The organism is Variovorax sp. 10N412, assembly GCF_056394985.1.
The window spans coordinates 1-13,099 of sequence record NZ_JBFTIO010000018.1 but is presented as its reverse complement, the minus strand read 5'-3'; the positions used below and the strand labels follow the sequence as shown (position 1 = coordinate 13,099).

Below are 13,099 nucleotides of genomic sequence, written 5' to 3'. Positions count from 1 at the left end.
GATTTCAAATCACTTCAACGGAGAACCTCATGGAAGACATCGTCATCGTTTCGGCTGCACGCACGGCGGTCGGCAAATTCGGCGGCTCGCTCGCCGGCATCGCGGCCACCGAGCTGGGTGCCATCGTCATCAAGGAAGTGATTGCGCGTGCCAACCTCACCGCCGACCAGATCGGCGAGGCCATCATGGGCCAGGTGCTCGCGGCCGGCGCGGGCCAGAATCCCGCACGCCAGGCATGGCTGAAAGGCGGCGGCGCCAAGGAAACGCCGGCGCTCACCATCAACGCGGTGTGCGGCTCGGGCCTGAAGGCCGTGATGCTGGCGGCCCAGGCCGTGGCCACGGGCGACAGCGAGATCGTCATTGCCGGTGGCCAGGAAAACATGAGCATGGCGCCGCACGTGCTGCCCAACTCGCGCAACGGCCAGCGCATGGGCGACTGGAAGCTGGTCGACACCATGATCGTGGATGGCCTGTGGGACGTCTACAACCAGTACCACATGGGCATCACCGCCGAGAACGTGGCCAAGAAGTTCAACATCGACCGTGCGTCGCAGGATGAACTGGCGCTGGGCTCGCAGACCAAGGCCGCCGCCGCGCAGGACGCCGGCAAGTTCAAGGACGAGATCGTCGGCGTGAGCATTCCGCAGAAGAAGGGCGACCCGATCGTCTTCGACCAGGACGAGTTCATCAACCGCAAGAGCAGCGCCGAAGTGCTGGCCGGCCTGCGCCCCGCCTTCGACAAGGCCGGCGGCGTGACCGCGGGCAATGCCTCCGGCCTGAACGACGGCGCGGCCGCGGTGATGGTCATGACCGCCAAGAAGGCCGCCGCGCTCGGCCTGAAGCCGCTGGGCCGCATCGCCAGCTATGCCACCGCCGGCCTCGACCCCGCCATCATGGGCATGGGCCCGGTGCCCGCGTCGACCAAGGCGCTGCAACGCGCCGGCTGGAAGGCCGCCGACCTCGACCTGCTCGAGATCAACGAAGCCTTCGCCGCGCAGGCCTGCGCCGTGAACCGCGAAATGGGCTGGGACGTGAACAAGGTGAACGTGAACGGCGGCGCCATCGCCATCGGCCACCCCATCGGCGCGTCGGGCTGCCGCATCCTGGTGACGCTGCTGCACGAAATGCAGCGCCAGAACGCCAAGAAGGGCATCGCCTCGCTGTGCATCGGCGGCGGCATGGGCGTGGCGCTCACCATCGAGCGTTGATCGCTCAGCGCGATATCGACGCGCGCTGCGCCATTGCAGCGCGCCAGCGCACGAGCTCGGGGTGCTGCTCCCCGGGCTTGACGCGCACCACGCGGGCAAAGTCCACCGCCACCACGGCGGTGATGTCGGCCAGGCTGAACCGGTCGGTGGCGAGAAACTCGCGGCCGGCCAGCCGCTCGTTCAGCGTGTCGAAGAACTGCTGCACCCGCACCAGCCCGCGCTGCGCCAGTTCGGGAATCTGCGCGTAGTTCACCGGCCCGGGCAGGGCCCGGCCGGCCATGGCGGGCGAGCCGTTGCGCAGCGTCTCCGCAATGGCCATCAGGCCTTCGAATTCCGCGCGCCAGGTCCAGCTCGCGATCTCGGCCTTTTCGTGCGGCGTGACGCCCATCAGCGGCGGCTGCGGGTATTGCGCCTCCAGGTAGGCCGCAATGGCAGCGTTGTCGGTCAGCAGCGCGCCTTCTTCGGTGCGCAGCGCAGGCACCGTGCACTGCGGATTGATCGCGCGGTAGGCGGCACCCAGTTGCTCACCATGGACCAGGTCGACCTGCACGGTGTCGTGCGCAATGCCCTTTTCGGCAAGCAGGATGCGCGCGCGCCGCGGACTCGGTGCGGTGGCGCAGTCGTAGAGAATGATCATCGTCTTTGGCACTCCTGGAACGCATTGCATGAATGACACGACCACCCCGGCCGTCTACACGCCCCCCACCGTCTGGTCCTGGAACAGGGAAAGCGGCGGGCGCTTCGCGAACATCAACCGACCGATCGCCGGCGCGACCCAGGACAAGGACCTGCCGGTGGGAAAGCATCCACTGCAACTCTATTCGCTGGCGACGCCCAACGGCGTGAAAGTCACGGTGATGCTGGAAGAACTGCTGGCACTGGGCCACGCCGGCGCCGAGTACGACGCCTGGCTGATCCGCATCAACGAGGGCGACCAGTTCGGCAGCGGCTTCGTGGCGGTGAACCCCAACTCCAAGATTCCCGCGCTGCTCGACCGCAGCGAGCCCGTGCCGGTGCGGGTGTTCGAGTCGGGTGCCATCCTGCAGTACCTGGCCGAGAAGTTCGGCGCCTTCCTGCCGACCGAACGTGCGGCCCGCGCCGAATGCCTGTCGTGGCTGTTCTGGCAGATGGGCAGCGCGCCGTACCTGGGCGGCGGCTTCGGCCACTTCTACGCCTACGCGCCCACGAAGATCGAATACGCCATCGACCGCTTCGCCATGGAGGTGAAACGCCAGCTCGACGTGCTCGACCGCCGGCTGGCCGAAAGCCGCTACCTGGCGGGCAACGACTACACCATCGCCGACATGGCGGTGTGGCCCTGGTACGGCACGCTGGCCAAGGGGCAGCTGTATGAAGCGGGCGAATTCCTGCAGGTGAGCGAGTACAGGAACGTGCTGCGCTGGACCGACGAGATCGCGCAGCGCCCGGCGGTGCAACGCGGACGCATGGTCAACCGCGCCTGGGGTCAGCCCGAGAGCCAACTGCACGAGCGCCACGACGCGGCCGACTTCGACACCCAGACGCAGGACAAGCTCGCAAAGCCGACCTGACCCAAGCCAAGAAGGGCCCCCCATGAGCGACAGCATCCTGGTCTTCTACGGTTCGTACCGCTCCGACCGCATGGGCGTGCGCCTGGCCGACTACATCGTGGCCGGGCTGAACGCACGCGGCGCGCAGGCCGAGCTGATCGACGCCAAGGCGGTCGACCTGCCCATGCTCGACCGCATGTACAAGGAATACCCGAAGGGCACCGCGCCCGCGGCCATGGAGGCGCTCGCCGGCAAGATCCGCGCAGCCGACGCCTTCGTCTTCGTGACCGGCGAATACAACTGGGGCCCGCAGCCGGGCCTGAAGAATCTCACCGACCACTTTCTCGAAGAATGGTTCTGGCGCCCGGCGGCCGTGGCCAGCTACTCGGCGGGGCGCTTCTCGGGCGTGCGCTCGGGCACGGTGTGGCATTCGATCCTGTCGGAGATGGGCATGGTCGTGGTGTCGAGCACGCTTGCCGTCGGGCCGATTTCGCAGACGCTGGACGCGGCTGGCAAGCCGACCGGACCTGCGGGTGAATCGCTTGACCGGTCTTTCGGCCGCTTCGCCGACGACCTGGCTTGGTGGACCGAAGCGGCGCGGGCGCAGCGGCAGCGCAAGGCACCGCCGTACTAGGGTCTGCTGTAAGTCATTCGACTTCAAGAGTGCAGCGAGGTGATGAGATCCGTTGCATCTTGTTCACCGCTCAAATTTTGAGCAAAGTGTGGAATACCTATATAAAACAACGACTTATATTTGTTTTACAAGGCTCCACCTCAGTTGTCCCCAAAGTTGTGCACAGAAAATGGGGACTAAGCAGGAAAACCGCGATTCCACGCCCAAGTGGGCGCGTTACCAGCGAAAAAACAGGCTCGATCCAGGGTTTCACCCGGTGCCGCTGCGGTTTGGGCTGCCAATCTTGTTCACCGCTCAAATTTTGAGCAATGTGTAGAATTTCCTTATAAAACAATAACTTATATTCGTTTTACAAGGCTCCACCTGACTTGCCCCCAAAGTTGTGCACAGAAAATGGGGATTACGCCGCGTTGTTCACATTCCGGCCTCAACCCATTGCTGGACCGGCGAAATCGGTACGGGCGCGAGCGCAACCGGGACTTCACCCGGAACTTCACCCGGAGATGGCCGGCGCCGCGTAATGCCGGCACAGCGTGTCGACCAGCGCCTGCGCGTAGATCGGCAACGCCGCCCGGTCGCGCACCAGCAGGTACCGCTCGCGCACGCACCACGCGTCGCTGAGCTCTATCAGCGCGAGCTGCATGCTGTCCTGGTTGCGGCGCGCCGCTGATTCCGGCACCACGCCGATGCCCACGCCGCTGCCGATCATCCGGCACATGGCGTCGAAGCTGCCGAGCTGAATGCGCAGCTTCTGCCGCTTGCCCAGGTTGTCGGTGATCTGCGCCAGGAAGGCCTGCAGCGTGCTGCCCTGCTGCATGCCGATGGCGTCTTCGTCGAGCGTCTCGGTGAACGAGATCCTGCGGCGCTTGGCGAAGCGGTGCTTGCGCGCGGTAACCAGCACCAGCCGGTCGGTGCTGAAGTGGATGGCCTCCAGACCCAGCGTGTCGACCTGGCCCGCGACGATGCCGAGGTCGGCGCGCCCGTCGAGCACGCCGCGCGGAATCTGAGCATTCGGTTTTTCCTGAAGGTCAACGTTGATGCGCGGGTTGCGCGCCAGGAAGCCGGGCAGTATTTCGGGCAGGAAGTCGGTCACGGCCGTGGTGTTGGCGAACACGCGCAGGTGGCCACGCAGCCCGCCGCCGTACTCGAGCAGGTCGGCGCGCAGTTGTTCGGTCTGGTGCAACACCAGCCGCGCGTGATGAAGAAAGGCTTCGCCCGGCGGCAGCAGCCGCACGCCGCGGGCCTCGCGCTGCAGCAGCTGCAGCCCGGCCTGGGTCTCCAGCGACTTGATGCGCGCGCTCGCCGCGGCCAGCGACAGGTGCTGGCGCTCGGCCGCCCGCGTGAGGTTGCCGAGCTCGGCCGCGGCCACGAAGAGGCGAAGGTCGGTCAGGTCGAAAAGCATGGCCGATCGTAGCCAAGCCTTCGGAATCACAGAAGGCTGGCTTTTGAAATCGCAGATTGCGCGCGAGGGAAGGGCGAACGACCATGCGGCCATGGAGACAACAAGAACCCCGCGCGTTCGCGCACTCGCGCTGCTGGCGTTCGCCGCCGCAGCCACCCTGATCCACGCGGGCCCGGCCGTCGCCCAGCCGTACCCTTCGCGCCCCGTCACGCTGGTGGTGCCGCAGGCGGCCGGCGGCACCAACGACATCGTCGGGCGCCTCGTGGGCCAGAAGCTCGGCGAGGTGATGAACAACGCCAGCGTGGTGGTCGACAACCGGCCCGGCGCGGGCGGCAACATCGGCACGCAGCTGGTGGCCAAGGGCCCGAGGGACGGCTACACGCTGCTCATGACCATCAGCAGCAGCCAGGCCATCAACCCGGCGCTCTACAAGAACCCGGGCTTCGACCCGGTGAAAGACTTCAAGCCCGTCGGCCTCGTCGGCGCGGTGCCCAACGTGCTGCTGGTCAACCCGTCGTTCCCGGCGAAGAACTTCGCCGAGTTCCTGAAGCTCGCGCGGCAGAAGGGCGCCAACTACCAGTACGCCTCGGCCGGCAACGGCACGCTCAACCACCTGCTGGGCGAAATGCTCAACAGCATGGCGGGCATTTCGCTGCAGCACGTGCCGTACAAGGGCGTGGCGCCCGCGCTCAACGACGTGCTGGGCGGCCAACTGCCGATCGTGTTCGCCAGCCTGCCTTCGGCGCTCGCGCACATCAAGGCCGGCAAGCTGCGCGCGCTGGCCGTGAGTGGCGACAAGCGCTCGGCCGTGCTGCCCGACGTGCCCACCATTGCCGAAGCGGTGCCGGGCTACAACGGCACGCTGTGGATCGGCCTGTTTGCGCCCACGGGCGTGCCGCCCGACGTGCTGGCCACCTTGCAGGAGGCCACGCGCAAGGCGCTGGCCTCGAAGGACCTGCGCGACAAGCTCGACCAGCAGGGCGTCGAGATTGCGCCGCCCACCACCCCCGACCAGTTCGCGGCGCTGCTGCAGGACGACCTTGCCAAGTGGGCGCGGATCGTCAAGGCCTCCGGCGCCGCGGTCGACTGAATGAAGAACCCGATGAACGACACACCCCTCATCAACGGCGAAGCGCTGGCGAAGCTGCAGGCCTGGCAAGGCCGCAGCGAAACGCTGGCCGACGACATCACCGCGGCGCCTGTGCACGCGCTGTCCGCCACGCTCGACCGCGACGACGCACCACCCGCTGCCGGCACGCACCTGCCCGCGCTGTGGCACTGGCTGTACTTCTTGCCGCACCACCGCCAGTCCGAGCTCGGCGAAGACGGCCATGCGAAGCGCGGCGGCTTCCTGCCACCCGTGCCGCTGCCGCGCCGCATGTGGGCCGGCGGGCGGCTCGCGTGGGAACCGGGCAACCCGCTGCAGGTGGGCGACAAGGTGCAGCGCACCTCGACCATCGTCTCGGTCACGCACAAGGCGGGCCGCACCGGCGAGCTGGTGTTCGTGCTCGTGCGCCACGAGGTGCGCAACGAACGCGGCCTCGCGCTGACCGAGGAGCACGACATCGTCTACCGCGCCGCCGCGCAGCCCGGCGAAGCAGGCCCGCCGCCCGTGCCCGCACCGAAGGACGCCGCCTTCAGCCGCGACATCGCGCCCGACGACGTGCTGCTGTTCCGCTACTCGGCGCTCACCTTCAACGGCCACCGCATCCACTACGACCGGCGCTACGTGACGCAGGTCGAGGGCTATCCGGGCCTGATCGTGCACGGCCCGCTGATCGCCACCTTGCTGGTCGACCTGCTGCGCCGCCAGGTGCCCGGCGCGCGGCTGGCGCGCTTCGAGTTCCGCGCCGTACGGCCGACCTTCGACACCGCGCCGTTCCGCGTGCACGGCAAGCCGGCGGACGCAAGTACCGACGGCAAGACCTTCGCACTGTGGAGCGAAGACGCCGACGGCTGGCTCACGATGCAGGCCACGGCCGTGCTCGCCTGATTCTGGAGACCCACGGACATGACAAGACCCCTGGACGGCATCACCGTCATCTCGCTGGAGCACGCCATTGCCGCGCCGTTCTGTACCCGCCAGCTCGCCGACCTGGGTGCGCGCGTGGTCAAGGTGGAGCGCCCCGAGGTGGGCGACTTCGCGCGCGCCTACGACGCCCGCGTGGGCGGCGAGGCCTCGCACTTCGTGTGGGTGAACCGCTCGAAGGAAAGCCTCACGCTCGACCTGAAGCAACCCGCCGCGCTGGCGGTGCTGCAGGAGCTGCTGGCCGATGCCGACGTGCTGGTGCAGAACCTGGCCCCCGGCGCCGCGGCGCGCATGGGGCTCGGTGCCGAAGCACTGCAGGCCAGGCACCCGCGGCTCATCGTGTGCGACATCTCGGGCTACGGCGACGACGGCCCGTACCGCGACAAGAAGGCCTACGACCTGCTGATCCAGAGCGAGGCGGGCTTCCTGTCGGTCACGGGCACGCCGGACGATCCGTGCAAGTCGGGCAACTCCATCGCCGACATTGCGGCGGGCATGTACGCGTACACCGGCATCCTGGCCGCGCTGCTGCAGCGCGGCAAGACCGGCAAGGGCTCGCACATCGACGTGTCGATGCTCGAGTCGCTCGCCGAGTGGATGGGCTACCCGATGTACTACGCCTACGAAGGCGCGCCGCCGCCGCCGCGCAGCGCCGCCTCGCACGCCACCATCTACCCCTACGGCCCGTTCCCCGCGGGCGACGGCGGCACGGTGATGCTGGGGCTGCAGAACGAGCGCGAGTGGCGCGGGTTCTGCGACAAGGTGCTGCTGCAGGCGGGGCTCGCGAGCGACGCGCGCTTCGACAGCAACGCGCGGCGCAACGAGAACCGGGAGGCCCTGCGCGCGATCATCGTGGAGACCTTCGCCGCGCTGAGCTCGGCGCAGGTGCTGGAGCGGCTCGACATGGCGCAGATCGCCAACGCGCGCATGAACGACATGGCCGGCCTGTGGGCGCATCCGCAACTGAAGGCGCGCGACCGCTGGCGGCAGGTGGGCTCGCCCGCCGGGGACATTCCGGCCTTGCTGCCGGCCGGCCGGCAGAGCGCGTTCGACTACCGCATGGACCCGGTGCCGGCGGTCGGCGAGCACACCGACGCCATCCTGCGCGGCCTGGGCCGCAGCGAGGCGGACATCGCCGCGCTGCGCGAGGCGAAAGCCGTATGAGCCGGGCATCGCTGGCATTGCTGGCATTGGCGCGCAGCTTCCTGTTCGTGCCGGCCGACCGGCCCGAGCGGCATGCCCGCGCGCTGGCCACCGGTGCGGGCGGCGTGATCGTCGACCTGGAAGACGCGGTGGCACCCGAGCGCAAGGCAATGGCGCGCGAGGGGCTTGCAGCCTCGTTCGCCGCGCTGCCCGCCGCGGACCGGCAACGCCTGCTGGTGCGCCTCAACGCGGCAGGCACGCCGTGGCACGCCGACGACTGCGTGCAGGCCGGCGCGCTGGTGGCGCAGGGCCTGATCGCGGGCGTCGTGCTGCCTAAGGCCGAGCGTGCGGCCGACCTGTTGCGCATCGCCGAAGCCATCGGCCCGAAGGGCGTGCTGGTGCCCTTGATCGAATCGGCCGCGGGGCTGGACGCGGCCGACGCACTGGCCGCCGGCCCGCAAGTGCTGCGCCTGGCGTTCGGCAACCTCGACTTCCAGGCCGACTTGGGCCTGGCCTGCGACGCGGACGAAGCCGAGCTGGTGCCGGTGCGCCTCGCGCTGCTGCTGGCCACGCGCCGCGCCGGTTTGCCCGCGCCCATCGACGGCGTGACGGCCGACTGGCGCGACCCGCACCGGCTGGCCGTCGACACCGCGCGCGCCCGGCGCGGCGGCTTCGGCGCCAAGCTGTGCATCCACCCTGACCAGGTCGCGCCGGTGCACGCCGCGCTCGGCCCGAGCGCCGCCGAACTGGCCTGGGCGCGCCGTGTGATCGACGCCGTTCGCGCCTCCGGCGGCGGCGTGGTCAGCCTCGACGGGCGCATGGTCGACGCGCCGGTGGTGCGGCTGGCCGAGCGCCTGCTGGCACTCGATGCCCAAGAGGTGCCCTGAGCGGACCCCTGACGAACACCCATGACCATAGGAGACAAAGAGATGACCGCAACCAGGAAGAGCCGGAAATTCAAGACCCTGATCGCCGCCTCGGTGGGCGCCTGCCTGCTGGCCGCGCAAGCGCAATGGCCGGCGGCGGCGCAGTCCGCCTGGCCCGACAAGCCCATCGTCATGGTCGTGCCTTACTCCGCCGGCGGCCCCACCGACGTGGTGGCGCGCATGCTCGCCATTCCCATGGGCAAGTCGCTGGGGCAGACGGTGATCGTCGAGAACACGGTGGGAGCGGGCGGCACCATCGCGCCGGCGCGCGTGGCCCGCGCGGCGCCCAACGGCTACACCATCCTGATCCACCACATGGGCATGGCCACCGCGCCCGCGCTCTACAAGAAGCTCAACTACGACCCGCTCAAGGACTTCGAGTACATCGGCCAGGTGCTCGACGTGCCGATGACGCTGCTCTCGCGCAAGGACTTTCCCGCCAGCACCTACCCCGAGCTGCTGGCCTACGTGAAGGCCAACAAGGACAAGGTCACGCTGGCCAACGCGGGCGTGGGCGCGGTGTCGCAGCTGTGCGGCCTGCTCTTCATGAACCAGATCGGCGTGCAGCTCACGACCGTGCCGTACAAGGGCGCGGGCCCGGCGCTGAACGACCTGATGGGCGGGCAGGTCGACCTGCTGTGCGACCAGACCACGCAGACCGCGCCGGTCATCAAGGACGGCAACCGCGTGAAGGTGTTCGGCGTGACCACGCCCCAGCGGCTGTCGAGCATGCCCGGCATTCCGACGCTGGACGAGCAAGGCCTGAAGGGCTTCGACGTGCGGGTGTGGCACGGCGTGTATGCGCCCAAGGGCACGCCGCCGGCCGTGCTCGACAAGCTGAACGCGGCCTTGCGCGCCGGCCTGCAGGACGACATGGTCAAGCACCGCCTGGCCGAACTCAGCTCGGAAATCGTGCCGCTGGACAAGCAGACCCCCGAAAGCCTGCGCACCCACCTCGCGGCGGAAGTGGAGAAGTGGGGCAAGGTGATCCGCGCGGCGGGCGTGCAGGCGGACTGATCCTCCGAGCCTGCGAAAAGTCGAAAAGGCGCCACTAAACTGGCGCCTTTTTTGGGGGGAGAGACGGTGCAGAACAGCCCGATGCAATACCAGTACGCCATTTTCGTGGAGGACGAACAGGGCCGCGAAGTGATGCACACGGCGCCGGTGCCCGAGGACGACGCGCGCTTTCTCCGCGAGCGCGTGGTGCCCACCTTTCAGGCGCTGGACGACGAGACCTACCTCGACGGCCCGGCCATGATCCTGCACACCGGCGCGCGATTCAGCTATGTGCTGGACGGCGAAGACCTCCTTTGGTGCGTGGAGTGGGAGCCCGGCCTTCTCGTCGTGCGCTTCTCGGCCGACGGCCGCATGGCATGGACCGCGCTGCGCTCGCCGGTACCGGGCTTCGGCGGGCGCACGCCTTTGAAGCAGGACCTCGAGGGCTATGACGAGGACGCCGAAGACCCGCGGTACAACCTCGTCTTCCATGCGTGGGATGCGCAGTTCGACGAGTTCTCGCGCACGCACTGCGGCTTCGTGCCGGCAAGCGAAGACGCGCAAAGGCGCTATGCGGCGGGCTTGCGCCACCCCGACGGCCTGGTGGCGAACGCGCCGGAACGCAAGGGCAAGGAGCTCGGCGCATGGATCGCCGCCTGCCAGCGCCGCGTGCGGGACTGGGCCGGCGAAGGACTGCGGCTGAACTAGGTGGATGACGAGGGCGATGCCTCTGCCGCCAGCGTTTCTTCGAACAGCGCGAGCAGTTGCCGCGCAAACACATCCATGTTGCGCGGCCGGTCGGTGTCGCCGTTTTCGATGGTGCGGCTCACCGTGACCGTGCCCACGATGGCCAGGCACACATGCCCCGGCGCGTCGCCATACGGGCTGCCGACCGGGCCGGCCGCGCCGCTCTCGGCGATGCCCCAGGTCGTGTGGTGGGTGTCGCGCACGCGGCCGGCGACCAGGCGCGCGTAAGGCTCGGTTTCGCCGCGCATGCCGGTCATGTCCTCGGCGGTCAGGCCCAGCAGGGCCCGCCCTGCGCGGCGCGAGTACACGACCGCGCCGCCGCGAAAGTACGCCGAGGCACCCGGCACTGCGAGCAGGGCGGCCGACACCAGGCCGCCGGCCGACGATTCGACCACCGCCACCGTCTGCCCCCGCGCGCGCAGCGTTTCGCCGACGCGCGCGGCCAGCACGGCCAGCGGTTCAGGAACCGGTACGGCGCTCATGGCTTCTTGAACGGGGTGCCGGGCCGCTTCACGTAGGCCGGTGCGCGCGCATGGCTGGCCGTGCTGCCGTACACGGTGTCCGCCGGGTAGTACTCGGACTGCAGCTGCACCTTGGCGGCCGCTTCCTCGCCCGCGGTGTGGGCGATGAAGGCCAGCATCAGGTCGGTACCGGCCGATACCCCCGCGGAAGTCCAGACATTGCCGTCCTGCACGAAGCGCTGTTCGACCACCTTCACGTCGCCCAGCGCGCGCAGGCGGTCGAGCGATCCCCAGTGGGTGGTGGCGGTCCTGCCCGAGAGCAGGCCGGCCGCGTGCAGCACGAAGGCGCCGGTGCACACCGAGAGCAGGGCCTTGCAGCCGGGCGCGCGCTCCGCCAGGAAGCCGGTCATGGCGGGGTTGTCGACCTCGCGGCGGGTGCCCATGCCGCCGGGCACGAGCAGGTAGTCGAGCGGCGGGCACTCGGCAAAGGACACGTGCGGGTTGATGGACAGCCCCTTGGCGCAGACCACCGGTTCCCGCTTCTCGGCCACGACCAGGCATTGGGCCGGGCCGCCGGCCAGCTTGCTCCACATGGTGAGCATTTCCCACGGGCCGACGAAGTCGAGTTCCTCGACCTCGGGGAAGACGATGATGCCGAAACTCATACTTTAGAACTCCTGGGTGTGCCGGGTGTGCGGGGCCCCGCGCAAGAGTGCGCAGCGCGTGCGGGCATGCTGGAGATGCGAGGATAGAGCCTGCTCGCGAAGGCCGCTTCGTGACAGCTGGTTGCAAGCTTGGCTCAGTGTTTTCCTCAGAGGGGCGTGGCTTGAAACTCGCTAGAGTGAAGGCGGCCGTTCAGGCTTTTGCTACGTACACATCAAGGAAATCTTATGAGCAAGAAAGTTGCATATGTCACCGGGGGCATGGGTGGCATCGGAACAGCCATCTGCCAGCGTCTGCACAAGGACGGTTTCACCGTGGTTGCCGGTTGCGGCCCTACCCGTGACCACGCCAAATGGCTTGCCGAACAGAAAGCCGAAGGTTTCGACTTCCACGCGTCGGTCGGCAATGTGGGCGACTGGCAATCCACCGTCGAGGCCTTCTCCGCCGCCAAGGCGGCGCACGGCGCCATCGACGTGCTGGTCAACAACGCCGGCATCACGCGCGACCGCATGTTCCTCAAGATGACGCCCGAGGACTGGAGCGCTGTCATCGAGACCAACCTCAACAGCATGTTCAACGTCACCAAGCAGGTGGTGGGCGACATGGTCGAAAAGGGCTGGGGCCGCATCATCAACATCAGCTCGGTCAACGGCGCCAAGGGCCAGGCCGGCCAGACCAACTATTCGGCCGCCAAGGCAGGCATGCACGGTTTCACCATGGCGCTGGCGCAGGAACTGGCCGCCAAGGGCGTGACGGTGAACACCGTGAGCCCGGGCTACATCGGCACCGACATGGTCAAGGCGATCCGCCAGGAAGTGCTCGACAAGATCGTGGCCACCATCCCGGTCAAGCGCCTGGGCGAGCCGAGCGAAATCGCCTCGATCATCTCGTGGCTCGCCACGGACGAAGGCGGCTACAGCACCGGGGCCGACTTCTCGGTCAACGGCGGCCTGCACATGCACTGAGCATGCTGACTGCCACCTGAAGAAAGAACCCGCCTCGGCGGGTTTTTTTGTTCAGGGAATGTGGCTTCTACGAATGGAAAGCGGCCCAATCGCTCTCTACAGTCTTGAACCCTCCGGAGGCATCCATGGAAAACACAACAAGTACACCTGCCAAAAAGCTCCCGATCTATCGCTCCCTCTACGTGCAGGTGATCACCGCGGTGATCATCGGCGTGCTGCTCGGCCACTTCTACCCGGCGGCAGGGGAGGCGATGAAGCCACTGGGCGACGGCTTCATCAAGCTGATCAAGATGATCATCGCGCCCATCATCTTCTGCACGGTGGTGGTGGGCATCGCCGGCATGGAAGACATGAAGAAGGTCGGCAAGACCGGCGGCCTGGCGCTGCTGTATTTCG

General features: G+C 68.1%; 15 protein-coding genes. 11 read left to right on the top strand and 4 right to left on the bottom strand.

Translation table 11 applies throughout. From position 1 onward, the window contains the following. Nucleotides 1-29 precede the first annotated feature (29 nt). Complete coding sequence (locus tag AC1DJH_RS28025; RefSeq protein ID WP_472114374.1) at nt 30-1,208, top strand: acetyl-CoA C-acetyltransferase; 1,179 nt, start codon at nt 30-32, stop codon at nt 1,206-1,208. Nucleotides 1,209-1,212: 4 nt separating this feature from the next. On the opposite strand, the gene AC1DJH_RS28020 is transcribed toward AC1DJH_RS28025, so the two are convergent. Continuing rightward, complete coding sequence (locus AC1DJH_RS28020; RefSeq protein WP_478187916.1) at nt 1,213-1,845, bottom strand: glutathione S-transferase family protein; 633 nt, start codon at nt 1,843-1,845, stop codon at nt 1,213-1,215. A 28-nt stretch (nt 1,846-1,873) separates the two neighbouring features. Here AC1DJH_RS28020 and yghU point away from each other — a divergent pair, with 28 nt between their 5' ends. Together yghU and AC1DJH_RS28010 are read left to right on the top strand one after the other, a co-directional pair. Then, nucleotides 1,874-2,758, top strand: a complete 885-nt coding sequence (gene yghU / locus AC1DJH_RS28015) for a glutathione-dependent disulfide-bond oxidoreductase (RefSeq protein WP_478187915.1) — start codon at nt 1,874-1,876, stop codon at nt 2,756-2,758. Nucleotides 2,759-2,780: 22 nt separating this feature from the next. After that, nucleotides 2,781-3,371, top strand: a complete 591-nt coding sequence (locus AC1DJH_RS28010) for an NADPH-dependent FMN reductase (RefSeq protein ID WP_472114381.1) — start codon at nt 2,781-2,783, stop codon at nt 3,369-3,371. A gap of 493 nt (nt 3,372-3,864) precedes the next feature. Here the strand turns inward: AC1DJH_RS28010 and AC1DJH_RS28005 are convergent, their stop codons facing one another. Continuing rightward, complete coding sequence (locus AC1DJH_RS28005) at nt 3,865-4,773, bottom strand: LysR substrate-binding domain-containing protein (protein ID WP_478187914.1); 909 nt, start codon at nt 4,771-4,773, stop codon at nt 3,865-3,867. Between the two features lie 91 nt (nt 4,774-4,864). On the opposite strand from AC1DJH_RS28005, the gene AC1DJH_RS28000 reads away from it, so the two are divergent. The 6 genes from AC1DJH_RS28000 (at nt 4,865) to AC1DJH_RS27975 (ending at nt 10,575) form a co-directional block, all read left to right on the top strand. Further along, complete coding sequence (locus tag AC1DJH_RS28000; RefSeq protein ID WP_478187913.1) at nt 4,865-5,863, top strand: tripartite tricarboxylate transporter substrate binding protein; 999 nt, start codon at nt 4,865-4,867, stop codon at nt 5,861-5,863. A gap of 12 nt (nt 5,864-5,875) precedes the next feature. After that, nucleotides 5,876-6,766, top strand: coding sequence for an HTD2 family dehydratase (locus tag AC1DJH_RS27995; RefSeq protein WP_478187912.1), 891 nt, complete (start codon nt 5,876-5,878; stop codon nt 6,764-6,766). An 18-nt stretch (nt 6,767-6,784) separates the two neighbouring features. Further along, complete coding sequence (locus tag AC1DJH_RS27990) at nt 6,785-7,966, top strand: CaiB/BaiF CoA transferase family protein (protein WP_478187911.1); 1,182 nt, start codon at nt 6,785-6,787, stop codon at nt 7,964-7,966. Beyond that, nucleotides 7,963-8,832 carry an HpcH/HpaI aldolase/citrate lyase family protein gene (locus AC1DJH_RS27985; protein WP_478187910.1) on the top strand — a complete coding sequence of 290 codons (870 nt, stop codon included), beginning with the start codon at nt 7,963-7,965 and terminating at the stop codon, nt 8,830-8,832. The genes AC1DJH_RS27990 and AC1DJH_RS27985 overlap by 4 nt, the downstream gene beginning before the upstream one ends. Nucleotides 8,833-8,874: 42 nt before the next feature. Beyond that, nucleotides 8,875-9,888 carry a tripartite tricarboxylate transporter substrate-binding protein gene (locus AC1DJH_RS27980; protein WP_478187909.1) on the top strand — a complete coding sequence of 338 codons (1,014 nt, stop codon included), beginning with the start codon at nt 8,875-8,877 and terminating at the stop codon, nt 9,886-9,888. Nucleotides 9,889-9,969: 81 nt separating this feature from the next. Then, on the top strand, nt 9,970-10,575 hold the full coding sequence (locus AC1DJH_RS27975; protein WP_478187908.1) for a hypothetical protein: 606 nt from the start codon (nt 9,970-9,972) through the stop codon (nt 10,573-10,575). Here AC1DJH_RS27975 and AC1DJH_RS27970 read toward each other — a convergent pair. Both AC1DJH_RS27970 and AC1DJH_RS27965 read right to left on the bottom strand, forming a co-directional pair. After that, the gene (locus AC1DJH_RS27970) at nt 10,572-11,096 is read right to left on the bottom strand and encodes a CinA family protein (RefSeq protein ID WP_478187907.1); all 525 of its coding nucleotides are present in this window, start codon (nt 11,094-11,096) and stop codon (nt 10,572-10,574) included. The two genes, AC1DJH_RS27975 and AC1DJH_RS27970, sit on opposite strands and share 4 nt — an antisense overlap. Further along, nucleotides 11,093-11,740: a DJ-1/PfpI family protein gene (locus tag AC1DJH_RS27965; RefSeq protein WP_478187906.1), complete on the bottom strand. Its 648-nt coding sequence runs from the start codon at nt 11,738-11,740 to the stop codon at nt 11,093-11,095. The genes AC1DJH_RS27970 and AC1DJH_RS27965 overlap by 4 nt, the downstream gene beginning before the upstream one ends. A gap of 225 nt (nt 11,741-11,965) precedes the next feature. On the opposite strand from AC1DJH_RS27965, the gene phbB reads away from it, so the two are divergent. Together phbB and AC1DJH_RS27955 are read left to right on the top strand one after the other, a co-directional pair. Further along, nucleotides 11,966-12,703, top strand: a complete 738-nt coding sequence (phbB, locus tag AC1DJH_RS27960) for an acetoacetyl-CoA reductase (protein WP_472114407.1) — start codon at nt 11,966-11,968, stop codon at nt 12,701-12,703. Between the two features lie 125 nt (nt 12,704-12,828). After that, nucleotides 12,829-13,099 (top strand): cation:dicarboxylate symporter family transporter (locus AC1DJH_RS27955; RefSeq protein WP_478187905.1); only part of this gene is annotated, 271 nt, incomplete at its 3' end.

Bases quoted from the DNA above. Each gene is read 5' to 3' on its own strand.
- AC1DJH_RS27965 (WP_478187906.1), bottom strand. From the start codon at position 11,740: ATGAGTTTCGGCATCATCGTCTTCCCCGAGGTCGAGGAACTCGACTTC.
- AC1DJH_RS28000 (WP_478187913.1), top strand. From the start codon at position 4,865: ATGGAGACAACAAGAACCCCGCGCGTTCGCGCACTCGCGCTGCTGGCG.
- AC1DJH_RS27985 (WP_478187910.1), top strand. From the start codon at position 7,963: ATGAGCCGGGCATCGCTGGCATTGCTGGCATTGGCGCGCAGCTTCCTG.
- AC1DJH_RS27975 (WP_478187908.1), top strand. From the start codon at position 9,970: ATGCAATACCAGTACGCCATTTTCGTGGAGGACGAACAGGGCCGCGAA.
- yghU (WP_478187915.1), top strand. From the start codon at position 1,874: ATGAATGACACGACCACCCCGGCCGTCTACACGCCCCCCACCGTCTGG.
- AC1DJH_RS28025 (WP_472114374.1), top strand. From the start codon at position 30: ATGGAAGACATCGTCATCGTTTCGGCTGCACGCACGGCGGTCGGCAAA.
- AC1DJH_RS28020 (WP_478187916.1), bottom strand. From the start codon at position 1,845: ATGATCATTCTCTACGACTGCGCCACCGCACCGAGTCCGCGGCGCGCG.
- AC1DJH_RS27995 (WP_478187912.1), top strand. From the start codon at position 5,876: ATGAACGACACACCCCTCATCAACGGCGAAGCGCTGGCGAAGCTGCAG.
- AC1DJH_RS27990 (WP_478187911.1), top strand. From the start codon at position 6,785: ATGACAAGACCCCTGGACGGCATCACCGTCATCTCGCTGGAGCACGCC.
- AC1DJH_RS27970 (WP_478187907.1), bottom strand. From the start codon at position 11,096: ATGAGCGCCGTACCGGTTCCTGAACCGCTGGCCGTGCTGGCCGCGCGC.
- AC1DJH_RS27980 (WP_478187909.1), top strand. From the start codon at position 8,875: ATGACCGCAACCAGGAAGAGCCGGAAATTCAAGACCCTGATCGCCGCC.
- AC1DJH_RS28010 (WP_472114381.1), top strand. From the start codon at position 2,781: ATGAGCGACAGCATCCTGGTCTTCTACGGTTCGTACCGCTCCGACCGC.
- AC1DJH_RS28005 (WP_478187914.1), bottom strand. From the start codon at position 4,773: ATGCTTTTCGACCTGACCGACCTTCGCCTCTTCGTGGCCGCGGCCGAG.
- phbB (WP_472114407.1), top strand. From the start codon at position 11,966: ATGAGCAAGAAAGTTGCATATGTCACCGGGGGCATGGGTGGCATCGGA.